Here is a 6,553-nt window from a genome sequence, read left to right on the forward strand (position 1 = left end):
GGCTTTATTGTAGGTGGGCCAGTTGGTGATTTTGAACTTTTGCTTTGCCACGGAACGGTCTGCGTTGTCGGGAAGATGCGTGATCTGATCCTTCAACTCAGCAAAAGTTCGATTTATTCAACAAAGCCCTGAATGTGCTGACAGAATTGAAGAATCGTGGCCTGAACGATATCCTCATTGCCTGCGTTGACGGCCTGAAAGGTTTCCCGGACGCCATCAACGCGGTGTATCCGGAGGCCCGCATCCAGCTGTGCATCGTGCATATGGTGCGCAACAGCCTGCGGTTCGTCTCCTGGAAGGACTACAAAGCCGTCACCCGCGACCTGAAAGCGATTTACCAGGCACCGACGGAAGAAGCAGGCCAGCAGGCGCTGGAAGCGTTCGCCGCAGCCTGGGACAGCCGCTATCCGCAGATAAGCCGAAGCTGGCAGGCAAACTGGGCCAACCTGGCGACGTTCTTCGCTTACCCGGCAGACATCCGCAAAGTCATCTACACCACCAACGCCATAGAATCACTGAACAGCGTGATCCGGCATGCTATCAAAAAGCGTAAGGTGTTCCCGACGGACGACGCGGTGAAAAAGGTGGTGTGGCTGGCAATCCAGGCGGCCTCACAGAAATGGACGATGCCGCTGAGGGACTGGCGTATGGCAATGAGCCGCTTTATTATCGAGTTCGGTGACCGCCTGGACGGTCACTTCTGAGAAAAGGCATTTACACAGAATCGTGTACAGGGTCGGCTCCCCTCAACTAGCCCCTCTCTAAGGGGCTCTTCAAAATTTGGTGTTGTGGATTTTGTAACACAGTTTTGGGACAAAAACGTGTCAGCGCCTTTACTAAATTAGAAAGTCCTGAATAACTACAGGTATTGCAAAGTCACGTAATTAAAAGTCCAGTATTGCTTAAGGTTTAGTCTATGAATAAACATTAAATAATGTCTACTTCCACCAGAACCCCAAAGTGATCCGATACAACCGGATAAAAATCGTTATTAAAAATCACCTGATGCTGCTTTACCACCATCGGTTGATTACTAAGAACCAAATCAATGCGTAGCGCTTGGCTATTTTGTTCCCAACCATCAATATTTTTAATTACAGTAGTTCCGGAGTCTTTTATTTCTGCTATTTCATAACAATCTATCAAACCGCACTGTAATACATAATCATAACCTTCATTGCGTATATGGCTTGGGTTGTTGAAATCGCCTAATAGAAAGCTCAACTCTGTTGATAATGTTGCCTTTATTCTGTTGAACTGGTCCTCAAATGAGCTCTCTGAGTCACTCCACCAGCCGCAATGACAATTATAAAGATTGAAATCACCTCGTTGAGAAGTGACCTTAATACGCACTGCTCGCCTATGTTTCCAAAAGTTCACATCATAGTTATCACTTAGGTCAATGACCTCATGCTCGACAATCGGCAGTCGCGTCAAGAATGCCAGTCCCTCTTGATATACGTCATAACTTTGATGAACGAAATCCCATGTAAGTTGGTAGTGATAGCCGTATTCCATGAGTTTTTTCTGTAATAAATATCCATAGTTATCAGCGAGCACGGTGTGATTAGTTAATATATTGGCATCAACAGCCGGGCTATTTTGATGTTGATTCACTTCCTGTAATGCAACGACATCGCACCCTTGCTCGATAATGGCTTGCGCTACCACATCCAACTTTTCTAGTTGTTTCTCTTCTTGCCAACTATGGGTATTTAGCGTCATTAACTTCATTTATTATTCACTTATTCATTGTAGCGAGTTAAACGCAGCTCAAGGCTGCGTTTCTCGAGGTTATTTTATCTAGGGTAGAGAATGAATTACTCAGGTTGTGCTGAAAACTTCTCAACTAATCTAGATTTAATGACATCCACTCCTGGACCATAAATAACTTGTACTCCCTGTTCTTTAATTACAGCACCAAGTGCTCCTGTCGGCTTCCATAATGCATATTCAGCAACCAACTGCGGGTCATTAACTGTAATGCGCAAGCGAGTCATACAAGCATCAATCTCAGCAATATTGGCACGGCCACCTAAATTCTGAATAATAATGTCCATCTTCTCATCTTCTGACATGGATTCTGAACTTTCATCGAGGTAGTTACCCATACGGCCCGGTGTTGGCAATTTAAATTTGACAATGAGCACACGGAATAATCCATAGTTAACACCAAAGAAAACAATAGAAACCAATGCGAAGCGAACCAAATCACCACCGATTCCCGCTGAAACCATCATAGGTATACGAGTGAGTAACTCAATCAAACCAAAGGCATGTATACGTAGGTCCATCACATCGACCAACGCAAATGCAATCCCTGTTAATACCGCATGCGCAACATACAAAACAGGAGCAATAAACATAAACATGAATTCAATAGGCTCTGTCACACCGGTTAATAACACAGCAAGACACGCAGATAAAAACATTGGCTTGTATTGTGCGCGCTTATCACTATCAACACAGTGATACATCGCAAGTCCAATACCAATCAATGAAGACGCTGCGATAATAACTTGGCCCGCTTTAAAACGTGCTGGATGCACCGTATCTAATAGATGTTGGTAAGTTGTCGGATCGCTTAATTTAAGATTATTTAAATCGCTAACCCAAGCAAGCCATAGTGGATCTTGACCATAAACACTTGCCCCCGCATTCACCCCTGTTAAAAGCTCATAAGTACCACCCAACTCGGTGTAATTCATTGGAATAGTTAAAGTGTGGTGTAAACCAAATGGCAGTAATAAGCGCTCTAACGTACCATACAAGAAAGGAGCAGTGATCGGCGCAGTGTCTTTAGAGGTTGCAATCCATTGACCAAAATCATTAAGCGCACCTTGAATTAAAGGCCATACGATTGATAAAGCAAACGCAATAATCATCGAATAGAAAATAACAACAAAAGGTACAAAACGCTTACCGTTGAAAAATGCTAATGCCTGAGGTAAGCGAGCGAAGTCATGATAACGGTTAAATAAGTTGGCACCTAAATAGCCAGACATAATACCGATAAACACACCCATATTTAGAGCAGGAGCACCCAAAATATTAGTGAAGAATTGAGAGACAGGTAGCTCAGAACCAAATAGGCTCATCACAACCGCCTCGGGATCACTGAGCATAGCGTTATCCACGCCTAATATAACCCCAGTGATACGGTTAATTAAGATGAAGGCGATCAGCGCGGCAAATGCTCCTCCTGCACGTTCTTTAGCCCATGATCCACCAATAGCGACAGCAAATAATAGGTGAAGATTAACTATGATCCCCCAGCCTATGTTTTCCATAATAGCGCCTAGTGTTTCAATGGCACCAATACCACCGGCATACATTGCGACAACTTTACCGAGTGATATCATGATACCAGCGGCTGGCATCACCGCGATAACAACGATAAGGGATTTCCCAAATCGTTGCCAAAAATCAAAAGATAGTAACTGATTCATAAATGATTCCTTGGTTTAAATGCAGGGTAGCCTTATCAAGGCCCTGCGATAAATATAATTTAGTGCTTTCTTGCAAATATATACGCAGCATAAGGTGGGGCAATTTGCGTCGCTATAAAATCTGAGCGAACGTGTTCATTGTTGATATTCTGATTATCAAGCATTAACTCGCCTAATTGCATGCGGTCGATATCAACGATGCTCTCTTGTGGACTTAAATTGGTAATAATGGTCCATGTCATATCTTGTGCAACACGTTGATAAGCATAGATATTAGGGTCGTTAGGTAGCAGCAATTGATAGCGGCCAACCACTAAACTTACATTTGACTTACGCAGAGCAATCAGCTGCTTATAGAAACTCAAAATCGAATTTGGATCATTCTGTTGTTGCTCAACATTGATATCTGCGTACTGTTGATTGACGGAGAACCAAGGTTGCACCTCAGAAAAACCGGCAAAATCCTGCGCATTCCATTGCATTGGCAAGCGACTGTGGTCGCGAGATACTTGATTTAACAAGGCTAAGATGTCTGCATCGCTTTGACCTTGTTGAGATAGCTTTTGAATTAAATTTCTAGCAGACACATCATTAAATTCATCAAGAGAAGTAAACTGATGATTTACCATACCAATCTCTTGGCCCTGATAAATAAACGGAGTTCCTTTCATCAAGAAATAACAACTCGCTAACGCGGTAGCACTGGCATACCTAGAGGTAGGGTCGGCAAAAGTATCAATGCTACGAGCTTGATCGTGGTTTTCTAAATAAAGCGCATTCCAGCCTTTACCTTCTAATGCATCTTGCCAACGCGATAAAATGCGTTTGAACTCCACTAGATCTAAAGGCACGTTGCTTTGTTCTTCCGACCATAGCTTCATGTGTTCAAACTGAAAAATCATGTTGAAAACACCGCCTTGATCGTGTTCGGTCGCTTCGGCAACCCAAAGTAATGCATTGTCGGCAGTCACCCCATTAGCCTCACCAACTGTCACTATGTTAAAGGGATCAAACGCCTGCTCTTTTAACTCATGCAGATGTTTTTCAATCCCTGCCACATTCATATGATAATCAAACGAAGAGACATACTTTTCACCCTTTGGATTGGGTAAAGAAGGTAAACCTGGTTGTTTCTGAATATGGCTAATTGCATCCACACGGAAGCCATCAATACCACGCTCCAACCACCAATAAATCATTTTAAATAGTGTTTGTTTAACTTCAGGATTTTCCCAATTCAGATCAGGTTGTTTTTTTGAAAATAGGTGCAAGTAGTACTGTGCAGTTTTTTTATCATATTCCCATGCACTGCCATGAAAAATACTTTCCCAGTTGTTTGGGTCGCAAGTCGGTTTTTCAGCGGTAGGCTCACAACCATCACGCCAAATATACCAATCGCGCTTAGGGCTATTTTTGTTATCTCGAGATTCAATGAACCATGGGTGCTCGTCGCTAGTGTGGTTGATCACTAAATCCATAATAATGCGAATGCCACGTTTATGAGCAGCACTGATTAGTTCATCCACATCCTCAAGGGTTCCAAAGTCAGGATGAATCGCTTGATAGTCACTAATATCGTACCCGTTATCATCATTAGGTGATGCATAGAATGGGCAAATCCATATTAAATCAATGCCCAAATCAGCAAGATAATCGAGCTTAGCAATGATGCCATTGATGTCACCAATACCGTCCTGGTTTGTATCATAAAAACTACGGGGATAAATTTGGTAGGCGGTTGCTTTCTTCCACCACGCGAGTGGTTTTGAGTGCATATTAGGAGCGAGTGTCATCGGTTATACTATATGCGTTATCGTTAACACATATAGTTAAGTAGAACCGATTTGGACTCAACACAATTTCAGAGGAATTGTGAGCTTTCTCTCATCTTTATGTCGAATGTGCCTTCAACAGAACTGAAATCGCGCTTGAGCAATTTTTTGACAGCTTGGTAGCCCACTTGATAGTAGTTAAAAGCGACAGTCGTCAGGCTCGGGACTAACAAATCGCTGTAGTCATAGTCACCCATGCCTACAATCCATACGTTATGACCGATCTTGAGTTGCTGTTCTTTGGCGCGACGATATAAACGAATGGCAATATTATCGGTGGCACAAAAGTAGACATGATTAGGCTGTAATTGAACGGCCTGATAGCCAGCTTTGTCCTCCGAGTTGGCTAGGGCTTGTAGTGATAAATTCAACTCAGGGACGGTGTCGGTAATAGTGGCTTGCATCAACTTAGTGCGGCTAGAAAGCATACGCTCATCATAAATATAATGTACGGCAGCCAGCGGTGCCTGCTGCTGTTTTAACTGAGTGATGGTGTGGGAGACGAGGGCTTTAATCGCTGCATGATCGGGGTAATATAAACAGCAATGGTGGGGGGTATTTTTGCCAATAAATACCACATTGTCTAAGGTTCGATAAAAAGTCTCTTCGACACTGTGCTTTGACGCAATAATAATCGTGCCCAATGCATTTAAGCCGTTAAACTCTCTCACAGCTTGGCATTCTGACTCATGGTTAAACCCTGTGGCATGAAACAGCATTCGTACTTGTGATTCATTGGCAGCAGCCAGCGCCCCTTTAATCACTAAACTGGTCGTATATGACTCAATACGAGGCGCGATGAAACCAATAATATTGGATTGGCTACGAATGGAGCGAGCAAATATATTAGGCGTGTAATGACTCTCTTTGACGATGGCATCAATTTTAAGGCGGTTCTCTTCCGAGACATAACCGCCATTAAAGTAACGCGACACAGTCATTGTTGAAATTCCAAGCTGCCTTGAAATCTCAGCCATGGTCATTTTTTTACTCATTACCTATTTCCTTCAATAATGCACTATTGCCATATCTCCAAGTGACTTCAAGATACAGAATTCAGAGTTGAGTCACTTGGGCATAGTATCCAATATATTGGCTAACAACACAGTAAATAAAACTGGGTGGACGTATGAGTGTTTAATTTTCACTCACAAGATTTAGACCTGAACTCAAGACCAGGGAGCGAGCATACCTTGGGAAGGTGCGAACAAGTTCCTGATATGAGATCATCATATTCATCCGGAGCGCATCCCAGAGGGACATCATGAGCCA

5 protein-coding genes and 1 pseudogene are annotated in these 6,553 nt (G+C 43.0%); 1 reads left to right on the top strand and 5 read right to left on the bottom strand.

Annotated features, from left to right (window positions below; translation table 11 throughout):
- Positions 1–96: hypothetical protein (locus GF617_RS27335; protein ID WP_047353200.1), on the bottom strand; the 96-nt coding region annotated here is incomplete at its 3' end.
- 32 nt (positions 97–128) lie between these two features.
- Here GF617_RS27335 and GF617_RS26065 point away from each other — a divergent pair.
- Positions 129–704, top strand: a pseudogene (locus GF617_RS26065) (IS256 family transposase); the annotation flags it as partial.
- 223 nt (positions 705–927) lie between these two features.
- On the opposite strand, the gene GF617_RS26070 reads toward GF617_RS26065, so the two are convergent.
- The 4 genes from GF617_RS26070 to GF617_RS26085 all read right to left on the bottom strand — a co-directional run bounded on the left by GF617_RS26070 (position 928) and on the right by GF617_RS26085 (position 6,276).
- A complete protein-coding gene (locus tag GF617_RS26070) occupies positions 928–1,734 on the bottom strand; it encodes an endonuclease/exonuclease/phosphatase family protein (RefSeq protein ID WP_045332110.1) in 807 nt (268 codons plus the stop codon).
- 86 nt (positions 1,735–1,820) lie between these two features.
- Positions 1,821–3,449: a PTS transporter subunit IIBC gene (locus tag GF617_RS26075; protein ID WP_182293784.1), complete on the bottom strand. Its 1,629-nt coding sequence runs from the start codon at positions 3,447–3,449 to the stop codon at positions 1,821–1,823.
- A gap of 59 nt (positions 3,450–3,508) precedes the next feature.
- Entirely contained in the window at positions 3,509–5,242 is a 1,734-nt protein-coding gene (locus GF617_RS26080; RefSeq protein WP_114385764.1) for an alpha-glucosidase, read from the bottom strand.
- A 68-nt stretch (positions 5,243–5,310) separates the two neighbouring features.
- Positions 5,311–6,276 (bottom strand): LacI family DNA-binding transcriptional regulator, encoded by a 966-nt coding sequence (locus GF617_RS26085; protein WP_045332106.1) that lies wholly within the window; start codon positions 6,274–6,276, stop codon positions 5,311–5,313.
- Positions 6,277–6,553: the final 277 nt, after the last annotated feature.

Source organism: Lelliottia sp. RWM.1 (assembly GCF_016859735.1).
In the GTDB taxonomy this organism is placed as follows: domain Bacteria; phylum Pseudomonadota; class Gammaproteobacteria; order Enterobacterales; family Enterobacteriaceae; genus Enterobacter.

Bases quoted from the DNA above. Each gene is read 5' to 3' on its own strand.
- GF617_RS26085 (WP_045332106.1), bottom strand. From the start codon at position 6,276: ATGAGTAAAAAAATGACCATGGCTGAGATTTCAAGGCAGCTTGGAATT.
- GF617_RS26080 (WP_114385764.1), bottom strand. From the start codon at position 5,242: ATGACACTCGCTCCTAATATGCACTCAAAACCACTCGCGTGGTGGAAG.
- GF617_RS26070 (WP_045332110.1), bottom strand. From the start codon at position 1,734: ATGAAGTTAATGACGCTAAATACCCATAGTTGGCAAGAAGAGAAACAA.
- GF617_RS26075 (WP_182293784.1), bottom strand. From the start codon at position 3,449: ATGAATCAGTTACTATCTTTTGATTTTTGGCAACGATTTGGGAAATCC.